At 46.6% G+C, this 14,908-nt stretch carries 13 protein-coding genes; 6 read left to right on the plus strand and 7 right to left on the minus strand.

From position 1 onward, the window contains the following. Positions 1-206 precede the first annotated feature (206 nt). Both AC6CIF_RS23660 and AC6CIF_RS23665 read right to left on the minus strand, forming a co-directional pair. On the minus strand, positions 207-1,241 hold the full coding sequence (locus AC6CIF_RS23660; RefSeq protein ID WP_100528202.1) for an NADH:flavin oxidoreductase/NADH oxidase: 1,035 nt from the start codon (positions 1,239-1,241) through the stop codon (positions 207-209). 48 nt (positions 1,242-1,289) lie between these two features. Beyond that, positions 1,290-1,481 carry a tautomerase family protein gene (locus tag AC6CIF_RS23665; RefSeq protein ID WP_017691642.1) on the minus strand — a complete coding sequence of 64 codons (192 nt, stop codon included), beginning with the start codon at positions 1,479-1,481 and terminating at the stop codon, positions 1,290-1,292. A 486-nt stretch (positions 1,482-1,967) separates the two neighbouring features. Between AC6CIF_RS23665 and pepT the strand changes: the two genes are divergently transcribed. Further along, positions 1,968-3,206 carry a peptidase T gene (pepT, locus tag AC6CIF_RS23670; RefSeq protein ID WP_498201741.1) on the plus strand — a complete coding sequence of 413 codons (1,239 nt, stop codon included), beginning with the start codon at positions 1,968-1,970 and terminating at the stop codon, positions 3,204-3,206. 136 nt (positions 3,207-3,342) lie between these two features. Here the strand turns inward: pepT and AC6CIF_RS23675 are convergent, their stop codons facing one another. After that, a complete protein-coding gene (locus AC6CIF_RS23675) occupies positions 3,343-4,035 on the minus strand; it encodes a Crp/Fnr family transcriptional regulator (RefSeq protein ID WP_498201742.1) in 693 nt (230 codons plus the stop codon). 665 nt (positions 4,036-4,700) lie between these two features. Here AC6CIF_RS23675 and AC6CIF_RS23680 point away from each other — a divergent pair. Next, on the plus strand, positions 4,701-5,159 hold the full coding sequence (locus AC6CIF_RS23680) for a methyl-accepting chemotaxis protein (protein ID WP_260632679.1): 459 nt from the start codon (positions 4,701-4,703) through the stop codon (positions 5,157-5,159). Positions 5,160-5,305: 146 nt separating this feature from the next. Here AC6CIF_RS23680 and AC6CIF_RS23685 read toward each other — a convergent pair whose 3' ends face one another. Beyond that, complete coding sequence (locus AC6CIF_RS23685) at positions 5,306-6,742, minus strand: alanine/glycine:cation symporter family protein (protein WP_498201743.1); 1,437 nt, start codon at positions 6,740-6,742, stop codon at positions 5,306-5,308. Between the two features lie 327 nt (positions 6,743-7,069). Here AC6CIF_RS23685 and AC6CIF_RS23690 point away from each other — a divergent pair, with 327 nt between their 5' ends. After that, positions 7,070-7,999, plus strand: coding sequence for a response regulator (locus tag AC6CIF_RS23690; RefSeq protein WP_076213946.1), 930 nt, complete (start codon positions 7,070-7,072; stop codon positions 7,997-7,999). 173 nt (positions 8,000-8,172) lie between these two features. Here the strand turns inward: AC6CIF_RS23690 and AC6CIF_RS23695 are convergent, their stop codons facing one another. Continuing rightward, complete coding sequence (locus AC6CIF_RS23695) at positions 8,173-8,349, minus strand: aspartyl-phosphate phosphatase Spo0E family protein (protein WP_017691636.1); 177 nt, start codon at positions 8,347-8,349, stop codon at positions 8,173-8,175. Between the two features lie 435 nt (positions 8,350-8,784). Between AC6CIF_RS23695 and AC6CIF_RS23700 the strand changes: the two genes are divergently transcribed. Together AC6CIF_RS23700 and AC6CIF_RS23705 are read left to right on the plus strand one after the other, a co-directional pair. Continuing rightward, complete coding sequence (locus AC6CIF_RS23700) at positions 8,785-9,408, plus strand: acetate uptake transporter (protein WP_036671640.1); 624 nt, start codon at positions 8,785-8,787, stop codon at positions 9,406-9,408. A gap of 209 nt (positions 9,409-9,617) precedes the next feature. Then, positions 9,618-10,130: an acyl-CoA thioesterase gene (locus tag AC6CIF_RS23705; RefSeq protein WP_124116913.1), complete on the plus strand. Its 513-nt coding sequence runs from the start codon at positions 9,618-9,620 to the stop codon at positions 10,128-10,130. Positions 10,131-10,171: 41 nt separating this feature from the next. Here AC6CIF_RS23705 and AC6CIF_RS23710 read toward each other — a convergent pair whose 3' ends face one another. Further along, on the minus strand, positions 10,172-11,248 hold the full coding sequence (locus tag AC6CIF_RS23710; protein WP_498201744.1) for an anthranilate phosphoribosyltransferase: 1,077 nt from the start codon (positions 11,246-11,248) through the stop codon (positions 10,172-10,174). 18 nt (positions 11,249-11,266) lie between these two features. Continuing rightward, positions 11,267-11,860 carry an ANTAR domain-containing response regulator gene (locus tag AC6CIF_RS23715; protein WP_498201745.1) on the minus strand — a complete coding sequence of 198 codons (594 nt, stop codon included), beginning with the start codon at positions 11,858-11,860 and terminating at the stop codon, positions 11,267-11,269. A gap of 590 nt (positions 11,861-12,450) precedes the next feature. On the opposite strand from AC6CIF_RS23715, the gene nirB reads away from it, so the two are divergent. Then, complete coding sequence (nirB, locus tag AC6CIF_RS23720) at positions 12,451-14,892, plus strand: nitrite reductase large subunit NirB (RefSeq protein ID WP_498201746.1); 2,442 nt, start codon at positions 12,451-12,453, stop codon at positions 14,890-14,892. The last annotated feature ends 16 nt before the right edge of the window (positions 14,893-14,908 follow it).

The following is a 14,908-nucleotide window of genomic DNA, read 5'->3' on the forward strand; positions in this document are numbered from 1 at the left end:
TTTAACCATGCTGTGGCCTTTTTTTATTATATAAAATTTGCACTAACATTTACACGAAAACGAAGAGGACAGAAATAACTTGAAGAAGCGAAGCTACAAGCTTTCTGCAAGAAAGCTACATCGAAAGCATACACTTCGCCTTTATCCTCAGATCGGAAGGTTATTCTGTCATCGGAGTGGCAAGTGTAAGTATAATTTAGATCAAATTAGTATCCACGAGAATATTGCTCTGCAATGGCAGCTTGATCCTTGCTGACGCCCAGTTCCAGAGCGGCATGGTTCGCCCAGTACGGGTCACGCAACATGCCTCTGCCAACCGCAACCAGATCCGCATCGCCGTTGCCAATAACCGCCTGAGCCAATGCTGCATCCTCCAGCATACCCACTGCGATTACAGGAACGTTCAGTTCTTCACGGAAACGACGGGCAAATGGTACCTGATACCCTGGATAGTTCCCTGGTTTCCGCTGACCGGAAGGTCCTTCGCCGCCTGAACTGATATGGAACATGTCCACGCCTGCATCTTGGTAGGCACGAGCGATAGTGATGGTGTGGTCGATATCGTATCCACCATCTGCATATTCTACGGCCGAAATCCGCAAAATCAATGGCATATCTGCTGGCATTTCTTTTTTCACTGCACGAATGACTTCTACGCCAAAACGGGACAGATCCTGCCCATATACATCCTCACGATGGTTCATCAGCGGGGAATGGAACTGGTGGATCAGGTATCCATGTGCACCGTGCAGCTCAATGGTATCTACTCCAGCCTGTACTGCGCGGCGAACACCGTCTGCGAACTTCTGCACCATGGCTTCTACCTCTTCCGTACTTAACGCACGAGGCTCCTTGTACTTTTCTCCCGGGAATGTAACTACCGATGGGGCAACCGGCTGCGGTGCATCCTCTGCTTTTCGTCCTGCATGTGCGATCTGAATACCTACTTTGGAGCCGTAGGCATGGATTCCATCTACAAGTTTGGTGAAGGCAGGCACATGCTCATCTGACCATATACCCAAGTCATTATCGGTAATACGTCCATCCGGATCTACATCGGTCATCTCAATTACAATCAGTCCTGTTCCTCCAACCGCACGGCTCACATAGTGAACCTGATGCCAATCGTTCGGAATGCCGTCCTTCGCAGTGACAGAATATTGGCACATTGGTGCCATGACGACACGGTTATTTAATTGCAGGCTCTTGAATTGATAAGGGGAAAATAATTGTTCAGTCATTGATGTTACATCTCCTGTTCCATGATCATGATATATATGAACCCTTACTTATTTGTCTAAGTCCGAAAACAGTTTTCCGTTCTTGCCGTAATTGTCCTTTTCCAAATCCTCAATGAAGATAAAGACTTTGCTCGGATCAACATCCAGTGTCTCACAAGCCACCTGAGTCATACGTTCAATCAACTGACGTTTCTGCTCAACCGACTTGCCTTCCAGTACCTTAACCGTGATAAATGGCATGTCTTGAACACATCCTTTCTTCATCATTTATTATGAACCTCAGTTATAGAAATACAAGTACGTACATTTTTGTGACCTAGTACCCTTTTTGATACCTAGTCATCCTCATATTTCGGATCTGCCCCATTCTGGAAATGACTGCAAAACATGATATGATAACCGTAGAGAACCACAATAATTACTATACCCAATTTACATAAGTTGTGACTAACGGTTACACGATAACGAAGAGGGCAGAAATAACCTGTAGAAGCGGAGCTAAAAGCTTTCTGCAAGAAAGCTACTTCGAAAGCATACACTTCGCCAAAAGTTTTCTGAAAGAAAGCTGCATCGAAAGCATACGCTATCCTCAGATTTTCACCTTTGTAAAAGTGGATCAAAAAATCTGGGATAACAGCGATCAGAAGGTTATTCTGTCATCGGAGTGGATCAGTGTAAAACAAGTAGCTCAACTTATATACTACTCAAGCTAGGGAGCGATAATAGATGAAAGATATATTAATTCAAAGACTGAGTACTTATGTTCAGATGGATACCCAATCCGATGAAAATAGCGAGACATGCCCTTCCACACCCGGCCAACTGGCCTTGGGCAAACTGCTCGTTGAAGAGTGTACTTCCATTGGTCTGCAAGATGTGACGATGGATGAGAACGGTTATGTCATGGCTACATTGCCATCCAATACCGACAAGGATGTTCCTGTAATTGGTTTCCTGGCTCACCTCGATACAGCGACCGACTTTACTGGCAAAAATGTCAAACCACAGGTTATCGATAACTATGATGGTGCTGACATTGTGCTGAACTCGGAACTGGATGTCGTACTGTCCAACAAGGATTTCCCGGAGCTGCACGAGTATAAAGGCCACACCCTGATCACAACCGATGGTACAACATTGCTTGGTGCAGATAATAAAGCAGGCATAGCCGAGATTATGACCGCGATGGCCTATCTGATTGAACACCCGGAAGTGAAACACGGTAAGATTCGGGTTGCTTTTACCCCCGATGAAGAGATTGGCCGTGGACCGCACAAGTTCGATGTAGCTGCTTTTGGAGCCAAATATGCGTACACGGTCGACGGCGGGCCGCTTGGCGAGCTGGAATACGAGAGCTTTAACGCAGCTGCCGCCAAAATTACCGTACGAGGTACCAATGTGCATCCCGGAACTGCGAAGGATAAGATGGTGAACTCTCTGAAAATTGCGATGGAATTGAATCGACGCCTGCCTGTGGAGGAAGCTCCTGAATTCACGGACGGTTATGATGGTTTCTATCATCTGTTGTCTCTGGAGGGTGATGTTGAGCTGACAAAGATGAGTTACATCATCCGTGATTTCGACCGGGCGAAGTTTGAAGAGCGCAAAACAAATCTATTGAATATTGCAAACGAACTGAAGACCAAGTATGGGGAGAAAAGCATCACAATTGAATTGAATGACCAGTACTATAACATGCGCGAGAAAATTGAACCCGTACGCCAGATCGTCGACATTGCCCATGAAGCCATGACCCGACTGGACATCGAACCTGTTATTCGCCCCATCCGGGGAGGAACAGACGGTTCCCAGCTATCCTATATGGGTATGCCAACACCAAATATCTTCACTGGTGGTGAGAACTACCACGGCAAATTCGAATATGTATCGGTAGACAATATGGTGAAGGCAACCTGTGTCATTGTAGAGATCGCTCAATTGTTCGAACAACGCGGAGATATCTAATCCACTTGAAGTGCAGAGCAAAAAGAGCACCCCTCGGTATATTCGGGAGGGTGCTCTTTGTTGTGCCATATTGTATTTTATTGTGTCGCGTCATGTCGCATAGATATGCAGGCTTGGTCTTTATTTTAAAATGCCATCACTCATATATATTGCCTCCTGCGATGACACGCAACTGTTCCAGATCACAGATCACTAGCTTTCGCTGCACTTTGCGAATAATATCTCGATTACACAGATCTTGAACGACTCTATTAAGATGTCTATAGCTAGTGCCCAGCATATCGGCCAGTTCGGTGAGCTTGGAGGTCTGGATCTCTTCCGAAGAAGACTCGTCCTGGCCCATTGTGGACAACAAATAGCTGGCAAATCGGCTTTCGACCGGATATAACATATTCAGACTCGACAGGTTGGAAAAGGTATACAATTTATGCGTAACTTGACTCAGCATAAAGTGGAGAAACTTGGGGTTCTCTGCATACGTACTCTGGAGAGCGCGATAGCTGATACCCAGCAGCAAACTTTTGCTCACAGACTCTACCGTATTCATAGCCTCCTTGCCATTTACCAGTTCCAAATCTCCCACAAGCGCAAGTGGTGTACTGAAACGAAGCAACAGAGACTTGCCGTTAGGCAGGGTGGTATAGATCTTGAGCTTGCCCTGCACGAGAAAATACAATCGCTCGGGTCTTTCACCTTTCGCACATATCATCTCGCCCTTTGCAGCCTCAAGTAGTCGCAACTCAGCGAGTGCAGGCTCGTCCAGCACCTGATCCAACCCATTCTCACGGCCGAGTTGCCGCACAAGTCCAAAGTCCATAATTTCTTTCATTCCGACTTCCCCTCCGTTGTCGAATATAACGCATGCAAAAGGACATATGTCCCATAATTGATGTACATTCGTACAAATATCTTGATATAAAAATAGTTACAGCTAACACTTATATCCAGTAAATCATTTCAAATGGGAAATATTTTAAAATTTAATCATAAAATGTTCATTCTTTCATGCAAAATGCCGTTCACGAAAATCCATTTCCGTCCGATGAAAGATAGAGCATTCCATAGATCGTTAAAAATAATACATTCAAATATTGAAAGGATGGTCCTTCTTCCATGAACGTTGTAGATGCCCTGCTTAAAGTAATGCCTTATATCAGCCTGATCCTTAGAGAACCAGCTAGTTTAACTGTATATGATCACGAAAAGGTGTTAGAGGTTATTACCACTGACAAGTTTGACCTTGGTTTTGAAAAAGGAATGCCACTCTTGGAGTCGTATCAAAACTTTTCCATCTTAAAAAACGGAAGAGAAGCTACCCTCGCTACTCTCTCCAAGGACGTTTATGGTATCGAACTGGATATTTTGAACATTCCGATCTTTGATGATCACCAGAAAGTTGTTGCTGTTTTCTGTGTATCTTACGACCAATCTAACCAGAACCAACTTGAGGATATTATACAAGAAAATCAAACCATCAATGGTAACCTCGTTGATATGGTGCAGCATGTCGCTGCTCATGCCGAAGAATTGCAAGCAACCAGTGAGCAGATCTTGCAGAACACAAGACTTGCTGTTCAGAACTCTTCCCAAATCAACAAAGTAGCCGGGTTCATTCGTGAAATCTCTGAGCAAACCAACTTGCTTGGCCTGAATGCCGCTATTGAAGCCGCTCGTGTTGGTGAAGCTGGTGCTGGTTTCGGTGTGGTTGCTTCGGAAGTACGCAAACTCTCTGTGGATGCCAAACAAGCTACAAGTGATATCGATACCAGTCTGAGAGATGTACAACAGGTCATCAAACAGATGGAAGTTGAAGTCTCCCAGATTGCAGCCTCTTCACAGGAACAAGCAACGCTTGTATCCTCCTTTACGGATGTGATTGAGCAGCTTAATGAAACAGGGGAGCGAATGAAAGTTCTGTCCGAACAACTGATCAGCTATTCCGTTAAAAATTAATCAAAACATATCTTTTGATGAACTTTGGCTAGTGCAAAGATACATCTTACATGCAACAAACAGGACTCGGGTTGCCCATGATGGATAATCCAAGTCCTGTTGTTTGTTGTGCCCATTTTATATAACCAACTACTTCAGATAAAATCTTAATTGGCTACATGTTTTGATTTATCTCCAATAACTTCTTCTTCCGACTGCCAGCATTCCACTTCACCCGGAATATGAATCCGGTCCCGCGTAAAGACAGGATCACGTCCTTCAGCCTTTTGTTTCTTGTAGTCCTTCAACGCTTCGAAAGTCACCTTGGACAGCATCAGAATTGCAATCAGGTTCACCACCACCATGAGCCCCATGAACAGATCAGCCAAATCCCATACCAGCTGCACTTTGGCTACCGCACCAAACACCACCATCGCGATAACGCAAATGCGGTATACCCACATCCAAACTTTGTTGGATTTGATAAACTCAATGTTGGTTTCTCCATAGTAATAATTTCCGATTAGTGTACTGAAGGCAAACAGGAACACCATAACCGCCAGGAATCCCGATGCCCATGAACCAATATGTACACTTAAAGCAGCCTGAGTTAATTCAATGCCACCCAGATCGGAACCTTTGTATACCCCGGATAGCAAAATAATCATGGCTGTACTTGTACATATCACTAACGTATCTGTCAGCACGCCAAACGCCTGAATAAGTCCCTGTTTCACCGGATGTGTTGTATCCGCCGTTGCAGCAGCATTTGGCGCGCTACCCATTCCTGCCTCATTGGAGAACAATCCGCGTTTCACACCGTTCATCAGTGCAGCACCCAACGTTCCGCCAGCAACCTGTTCGATGCCGAAGGCATTTTTGACAATCAACGCAATCATGGCCGGAAGCTGAGTTATGTTCACCAGCACCACAAAAGCCGCCACCCCAATGTACAATACGGCCAGTACAACAACGATGTATTCCGATGCTTTTGCAATCCGCTTGACACCGCCCATGATAATTCCTGCAAATATCACAGCCATAATGATACCCACCGTTAACCGATCCGTGCCAAATGAGTTCTCAAATGCAACGGTAATCGTGTTAGACTGCACCGCATTAAAGACCAAACCGAATGAAAGCGTAATGAGAATGGCAAATAAAATCCCCATCCAGCGTTTGCCCAACCCACGTTCCATATAATATGCCGGACCCCCGCGGAATCCGCCCTTATCCTTCACTTTATAGATCTGAGCCAACGTACTCTCGACAAAACTGGAGGCTGACCCGATAATTGCAATGATCCACATCCAGAATATGGCCCCAGGTCCACCCAGTGCGATAGCCAGTGCAATACCGGTAATATTCCCCGTACCTACACGGGCCGCCATACTAATACAGAATGCCTGAAAAGGTGAAATTTTGCCCGGCACCTTGCTTTTCGGCTCTAGAAGCACCTTCACCATGTCTCCAATCATGCGGAATTGCATGAATCGGGTCTTGGTGGTGAAGTATATACCACATACTACCAATAGTATAATTAACACTTTGGACCATAGAAAATCATTGAAAATGACGACAATATCTTGTATTGTTTGCTCCATCGGTATGCCCCTTTTATGGTGTATTTCAAACACAGAGATGGTCACGTGAAAAGTTTGTACCATTCTGCACAACACTAGCCCCAGACTTCAGGATGTTACTTATACTACAAGGGCATCTACGGAAATCGACAAATACCTACATGCAATTCCTACATTTATTTTAAAATTGGGCTTTGTCGCCCAATCATTGTCATTTAACCTGACATATCAGGTTCTATGCAAGAAGGAAAGGAACGATTACACTGGAACGAGAGTTCATGGCGGAGTTAACCACCTTTACCATAGATTTATCAATCACACCATTCGCAGAGAAAGGGAATGACTGACATGCGTTATTTTATCGTGGATGATGATCCTGGCGTTCGTTCCATGTTGATGGATATTATTGAGGATGAAGGCCTTGGCGATATTGCCGGGGAAGCTGAGGACGGAGCACATATTCACGCGGAAGTGTTGGAAATGCATAAGGTGGATATCCTGCTGATTGATCTGCTGATGCCACAACGAGACGGGATCCAGACTGTGCGGGCGCTTGAAGGAAGGTTCGAGGGCAAGATCGTCATGATCTCCCAGATCGAGTCGAAAAATATGATCGGAGAAGCCTATTCACTAGGCATTGAATATTATATTACGAAGCCGATTAACCGGTTAGAGATTCTATCTGTTCTGCGGCTGGTGAACGAAAGGCTTCGGATGCAGCAATCCATCGCAGATATTCAGCGGACATTGCAGGGATTGTCCGGTTTGAATTCTATCGAACGTGCTGCGGCTCCTGTTCCGGACAAAACAATCACGACTGCAGGACATTTCCTGCTGTCCGAGATGGGCATGATCGGCGAAGCAGGCAGCAGGGATCTGCTGGACATGCTGGAATATCTGGAGCAGGTAGAGACAGATGAGCATAAGCTGTCCCCCTATACGTTCCCATCCCTCAAAGACATCTTCCAGAATGTAGCGATACGTAAACTGGGAGAAGACGCCTCTCTCGCAGAGGTGAACAAGGAGATCAAGGCATCGGAACAACGTGTTCGCAGGGCCATCTTCCAGACTCTGAGCCATGTGGTTTCTCTGGGATTAACAGACTATACACATCCCAAATTCGAGAACTATGCATCCAAATTTTTCGATTTCACTGAAATTCGCAAGAAAATGCTGGAGCTGCAAAACAATGTGGAGCCTTCCTTGTCCCAGACACGCATTAATACAAAAAAATTCGTACAAGTCCTATATTTGGAAGCCAAACGATTGCTGCATTAAATAGATGCATGATGGATACGATGCAAAAACAAACGGGCATGAATATTACGCCGGTAGGAAACCGCCTCTTCAACTGAGGCTGTCCATACCGGCTATATTCATGCCCGTTTGTACGATCAAGCGTTACAATCTATATGATTTGTTCCGTGTATAAAATTAAAATCGCTTTGGGTTCAGGCCCGTGAATGGTTTCGGCTAATTCGGTTATACTCATTAATCAATTCGTCCAATGCCATAGACTGCCGAATCACATCGGGATGCCCAAGACCACCCTTGTTATGCTCTACCAGCATATGAAGGTTATGTCTGGCCTTCTCTATTTTATTTTTCAAATCCAAACTCATAACCATGACCCCTGATACCTCCTTATTCTGTGAACCATTTTAGTTTTTCCTGTCAATCTATAGTTGGATTAACATATGGCATAGGAGACAAGGATGTTTTGTATTCTTCTCCAAATTTTGATAAAGATTATTTTATCACACAAGAGCTTATCCGAAAATGGCTGATATGACGCAATTTTAGTGGTATTATCGTGGGTTGGATTCTAGCGTCTGGCCTCACCATTCACCGCCAGAATGGATTGTGTCGTAAATGTGTATATTGAAAAAACAAAAAGTACATTGGTTCAAAAGGTAATAAAATCCCTTTCCATAACGGGGTCATTCAGGTACAATAGGGCGATGTGTGTGTCCGGACCCGGCGGATACAAATGATGTAATTTAGAGGACGGCCAACGACGGCCATTGATCCTGATTTGATATTATTGGAGGCTTATCATCACCATGCAGACCGATTCACAGACTAAAGTCAAAATTGTTAACGCCGATCCCAGCGCAATGGGATTATTTGGGTTGGCTATCGTAACCCTGGTCGCTTCTTCCCAAAAGCTTGGCATTACAGAAGGACTTAGCTACGCTATTCCTTGGGCGATCTTCCTGGGTGCCTTTGCCCAGCTATTCGCATGTATTCAAGATTCCAAACGCAACAATACCTTTGGCACAACGGCTTTTGGCGCGTACGCATTCTTCTGGTTTGCCATGGCGGCCAACTGGATGATCAAAATGGGCGTATTTGGTTCCACTCTCGCTGAACAGGCCGATGGCAAGCAGCTCGGATTTGCTTTTGCCGGATACCTCGTATTCACCCTGTTCATGACGATCGGTGCGATTGAAGCGAATAAAGTATTGCTTATCATCTTCATTCTGATTGACTTCCTGTTCCTTGGCTTGACCTTTGACGCTTTCGGCGTAGCTCCTCACATTTTCCACACCATTGCAGCATACGCTGAACTGGCGATCGGAATTGTGTCCCTGTATGGTACAGGTGCTTCGGTACTGAACGCTCACTTCGGGTATGCGTTCTTGCCGATCGGCAAACCGTCCGGCATCTTCAAGCCCAAGGCTTAATATACAGCAGTAAACCGCCAGCGCGCCGGTCCGCGCCTGGCGGTTTTTTTGCAGTCCAACTTCATTTGAATATGTATCAGACCGACACCTATACTAGGGATAATAGATCAGAAATATACCCTTCAACACCTGAAAAGAAATGTCACAGCGCCATACTGTAAGGAGGAAAAAGCATGAGAGAGATACCGAAACCAACGGAGATGGATCAGGTGGAGAAAAAATATGTACGCGAAACACGTTGTTTCAAGACGGCACGGGTGTTCCCAACCGATGTCAACAATCATAATACGCTATTCGGCGGCAAGCTGATGTCCTACATCGATGATATTGCATCCATCGCCGCTTCCAAGCTATGCCGGGTCAATACCGTAACGGCTTCAACTGACTCGGTCGATTTCCTGTACCCGATTAACCCAACGGATTCGGTTACGCTGGAATCATTCGCGTCCTGGACAGGACGCAGTTCCATGGAGATTTTTGTGAAGGTGATTCGAGAGGATCTGAAGACCGGAGAAAAGAAAATTGCGGCGACTGCATTTCTGACCTTTGTGGCCCTGGACGAAAATAATCGCAAACTGATCGTACCTCGCATTATTCCGGAGACGGAAGAAGAGAAGAAATTATACGAGACCGCTCCGGATCGGGCGGCCATGCGGAAAAGGCGGCGGGAAGAGAGCAAGAAATTCGCTGACTTCCTGACCGTTACTTATCCTTGGGAATAAAAACACGCTAAACAATAACAAGATTGAACACCAGCATTACATTATCTGGACGATGCCGGATAGATGGACACCGCTCTACTATCCGGCAGTTCGCCACCCATGGAGACACACCACTGCTGATAGATGCGATACGCTGCACCACTCTCCAGCAATCCCTGACAAGTGTATATGCCCTCTTCGATGGAATTAACACGCCCCGTTGCGTACAAGCGGAACCCTCCATTTAACAAGACCTGATTCACAAAAGCAATATGACCATCCCCACTTAACACACTTTCCGCCACTTCAAGCTGCTTGGCAGCCGTCCAGACCAGTTCCGGCACAGGCATATCCAGCTCATAAGCCGCAGGATCAATCAATTCCAGCTTCATATCGCCGTCTTCCACGGCGTATACGCGGGTTGGCCGATCAATATACAGATCCTCAGAACCTTCCATCCCCTGTACAACATAAGCACGACGATAGTTAAACCGGGTGAGCAACTTCGCAATTCGATCCAGAAAGGTATTATGAAACACACCAAACACCAAATACGGTGAATGGTTATAATCAATCAGTTTCTCTGCTGTGTTAAACACCGTTCGAAAACCCAACTCTTCCCGTAACGGACGAAGCTTACGAAGAGGTGCGCACCAATCCTCGGAGGACACGTACATGACACCCGAACGCAATGCAGCGCTCCGGGCATCTTCCCGATCCATCTTGTGTGTATCAATGCCCACTTCCTTCAAAAGTACCGACAGCGTGACGCCCCACTTGGGCGGTAAAGGATCACTCCCGTGCAAAGTCACCGGCAACCCGGCCGCCGCGAGTACAAACGCAACCGGAAACGTGGCCATGAACGACTTTGTCCGTCCATCATAAGGACCCGCACAGTCCAATCCATCCTGAAATATGGAGAAACGTTCCGCACTGTTACGACAAGAATGAACAAAAGCTTCCAGTTCCTCGACGTTTTCCATTTTCATACGTTCAGCCATAAGAAACGCAGCCGTCTGGGCAGGGGAAACCTCCTGTTTCAGGATTTTCTCTGCTACGGTCAGTGCCTCTGTATAATTCAGATCACGCGAGCCTCGTTTCCCACGTCCGACCTCTCGGAGTATCTGAGACATATCCATGGAGAATCCTCCTTCCAATTAAGACTGGAGCAGTTGATGGGCCTTCACAATCGCTGTGGCTACATCGACCATCCGTTTGCGTTCATCCATCGCTTTCTTGCGTAACAGGTCATAGGCTTCGGCCTCCGAGATCTGCTTCAAATCACTAAGGATAGCCTTCGCCATATCAATCCACTTCCGATCCTCCAGCCTGGATTGCAGCTGCTTTCGTTCCTGCTCCCACTGTTTGCGTTCCATGTAGCGCCGTGCTGCAAAGTGAAGAGTCCAGTGAATCTCGGGTCCGGTCATGGATGGAGTAAGTATCCCATCAAATGAGGTTTCGACCTCGCAGGATTCTGCGGAGGAAGTGGCTGTATCTGGCGCGCACCACCAAAGCAGCGCCGAATCCGACTTTCCCTTTCCCAGGCAGTTCACCCAGTACTCCACATCAGCCAGTGACAGATGCAAAATGGACGCTTCGGCCGCACGAGCCAGCTTCACCGCTTCCGCTTCATTGCCCGCCACCTGTACATGGTACCCGTTTGCTCCCAGCAGCCTCTCCGGTGTCAGAGGGATTGCATCGGATGAGGCAGCTATCGTTGGTTGTACACGGATGACCAATAAAGATCGCATGATGGATCAATCCCTCCCTATTACGTATAGTCAGAGTCCATAACATTTAAGATATTAACACATGAAAGCGATAAACATGTTATATTACCTAACAAAAATGAAGTAGTGACGATTATGCGTCTTATTTTTAACATTAGAATGATCTTTTCATGCCTCATCATGTTGCAATAAAAAAGGGTGAAACACTATACATGGCACCTTTTCTACAGTATTTATCGTATCCAGCATGCTAACGTTATCTAAAAGCCTTTAAACTAAGAAGATATACTCGTAAAACTTCGTCGTCCATTCGATATTCCAATAAACTCATGTAAACATAATTAACTTTAAATTTCAAATACTTTTTTATGTTAACTATATTGACATGAATAGATCGATCTTTTATAGTTAAGCCATAACAACTCCATATTTGAATCGATCACAGTTACAACGGCGTAGCTGGTTGAAACGGCAATGAAGCCTGTTTTGCAATCTCGGAGCAAGGGATGCGTATGTATATGCGCAGTCCTCCGAGGCATAACAGGCTTTTTCGATTTTAGAGACAAGGTTTTGAGGCAGTTTGCAGAATGGACCTAAGGGGGCTAATCATAATGAGTACAACGAAAAAACTGGTGCTGGTCGGCAATGGCATGGCGGGAATCCGCACAATCGAACATATCCTTAAGCTTGCTCCACACGCTTATGAAATTACAGTCTTCGGCGCAGAGCCGCATCCCAACTACAACCGGATCATGTTATCTTCCGTACTGGCTGGCGGAACATCCATCGAAGATATCGTAATCAATGAGTGGAGCTGGTACGAAGATAACGGCATTCGGGTGTACCCGGGTGACCCCGTCGTTCAGATCGATACCAAGCGCAAGGAAGTTGTATCTCAGAATGGTGTACGCGCAGCCTATGATGAGCTGATTATGGCAACCGGTTCACAGGCGTTCATCCTCCCTCTTCCCGGAGCTAACAAGGAAGGCGTGATCGGTTTCCGCGATATTAAAGACTGTGAAACGATGATGGCAGCATCACAAAAGTATCGCAAAGCTGCCGTCATTGGAGGCGGATTGCTAGGACTGGAAGCAGCGCGGGGGCTGCTCAATCTGGGCATGGATGTCACGGTCATCCATATTAACGGCCATCTGATGGACCGGAACCTGGATCTCCCGGCAGGCCTTATGCTCCAGCGTGAGCTGGAAGAACAGGGCATGAAGTTCCTTTTGAATAAACATACCGAAGAAATCACAGGCAAACAACGGGTAAAAGCCATTCGTTTCACTGATCAAACGGTACTTGAAGCGGATCTGGTTGTCATGGCTGTCGGGATTCGTCCGCAGATTGAACTGGCTCGCAATACCGGCCTAGATGTGAATCGTGGAGTCATTGTAGATGATTATATGCATACCAGCATCCCTGGTATATCTGCCGTTGGCGAATGTGCAGAACACCGCGGTATTGCCTACGGACTGGTTGCTCCATTATATGAACAAGGTATGGTGCTCGCAAAACGTCTGGCTGGTGCGGCAACCGAAGGATACGCAGGTTCAGTCACGTCCACGAAGCTCAAAGTATCTGGTGTGGACGTATTCTCTGCCGGACAATTCAAAGACGCTGCGGACACTCGCAGCATTCGTATTCAGGATGACGTTGATGGCGTGTACAAAAAGATGGTGATTAAGGATGGGCAGCTCATTGGAGCTGTATTGTTCGGGGATACCACGGATGGCGCATCGCTGTTTTCCCTCATTAAGAGTGGTGAGAACATCAGTGGCAGGGAGAAAGAAATTTTGCTCGGCGTACCTTCCGGCGGTTCAGGCTCGGGTCCATCTGTTGCAGAACGCATGGCAAGTATGCCGGATGATGAGATCGTCTGTGGTTGTAACGGTGTTACCAAAGCTTCCATCGGGGACGCTGTTCTGAATAAAGGCTGTAATACGCTCGGTGCAATCAAGTCCTGTACCAAAGCTTCCGCTTCTTGCGGTGGATGCAAACCCATTATCGAAAACCTGCTCACGTATTATGCGGGTGATAATGTAGGCGAACAGACCAAAGAAGGCATCTGTGGCTGCACATCCTATGATCGGGATGAGATTGTTGCTCAGATCAAGGAAATGGGACTCAAGAGTGTGAAGGAAGTCATGAATGTTCTCGGTTGGAATGAACCGGAAGGCTGCTCCAAGTGCCGTCCTTCCCTCAACTATTATCTCGGTATGATCTGGCCGGCTGAATACACAGATGAGCGTGTATCCAAATTCACCAATGAACGTTATCACGCCAATATCCAGAAGGACGGTACCTACTCCGTTATTCCACGGATCTATGGTGGTGTCACTTCCCCGGCCGAATTGATCAAGATTGCAACTGTCGCAGAGAAATACGATGTGCCTTTGGTGAAATTCACGGGTGGACAACGACTCGATCTGCTCGGTGTACAGAAGGAGAACCTGCCGAAGATCTGGGAGGAGCTCGATATGCCTTCCGGCTTTGGTTATGGCAAAGCGCTTCGTACGGTGAAGACTTGTGTAGGTAATACGTTCTGCCGATTCGGCACACAGGATTCCATCGAGATGGGTATTCGTCTGGAGAAAAAACTCGACAAGATGGTGGCTCCGGCCAAAGTGAAACTCGCTGTCTCCGGATGTCCGCGGAACTGTGCTGAAGCGACCATCAAGGATCTGGGTGTTGTCGCCATTGATGGCGCTTGGGAGATTCATGTTGGCGGTAACGCGGGAGTCAAGGTTCGTGCAGCCGAGTTGCTGTGTACGGTGAAGACCGATGCGGAAGTGGAAGAGTGGACTTACTCTTACCTGCAATATTATAGAGAGAACGCAAAATGGAATGAGAGAACAGCGGCTTGGATTGAACGGGTTGGTCTGGATCATGTGAAGGAAGCATTGGCGGATCGGGATGTACGTCTCGCTCTGGTTGAACGTCTGGAAGTTACACTGGGTCACACGGTTGATCCTTGGAAAGAAATCATACAAGACGAGAAATTACGTAAAAACTTCACCCCACTGTCCGGTGCCGAGCCGGTAACCCACTAGAAGAGGAGGAACAGCG

Source organism: Paenibacillus sp. GQ49 (genome assembly GCF_059759055.1).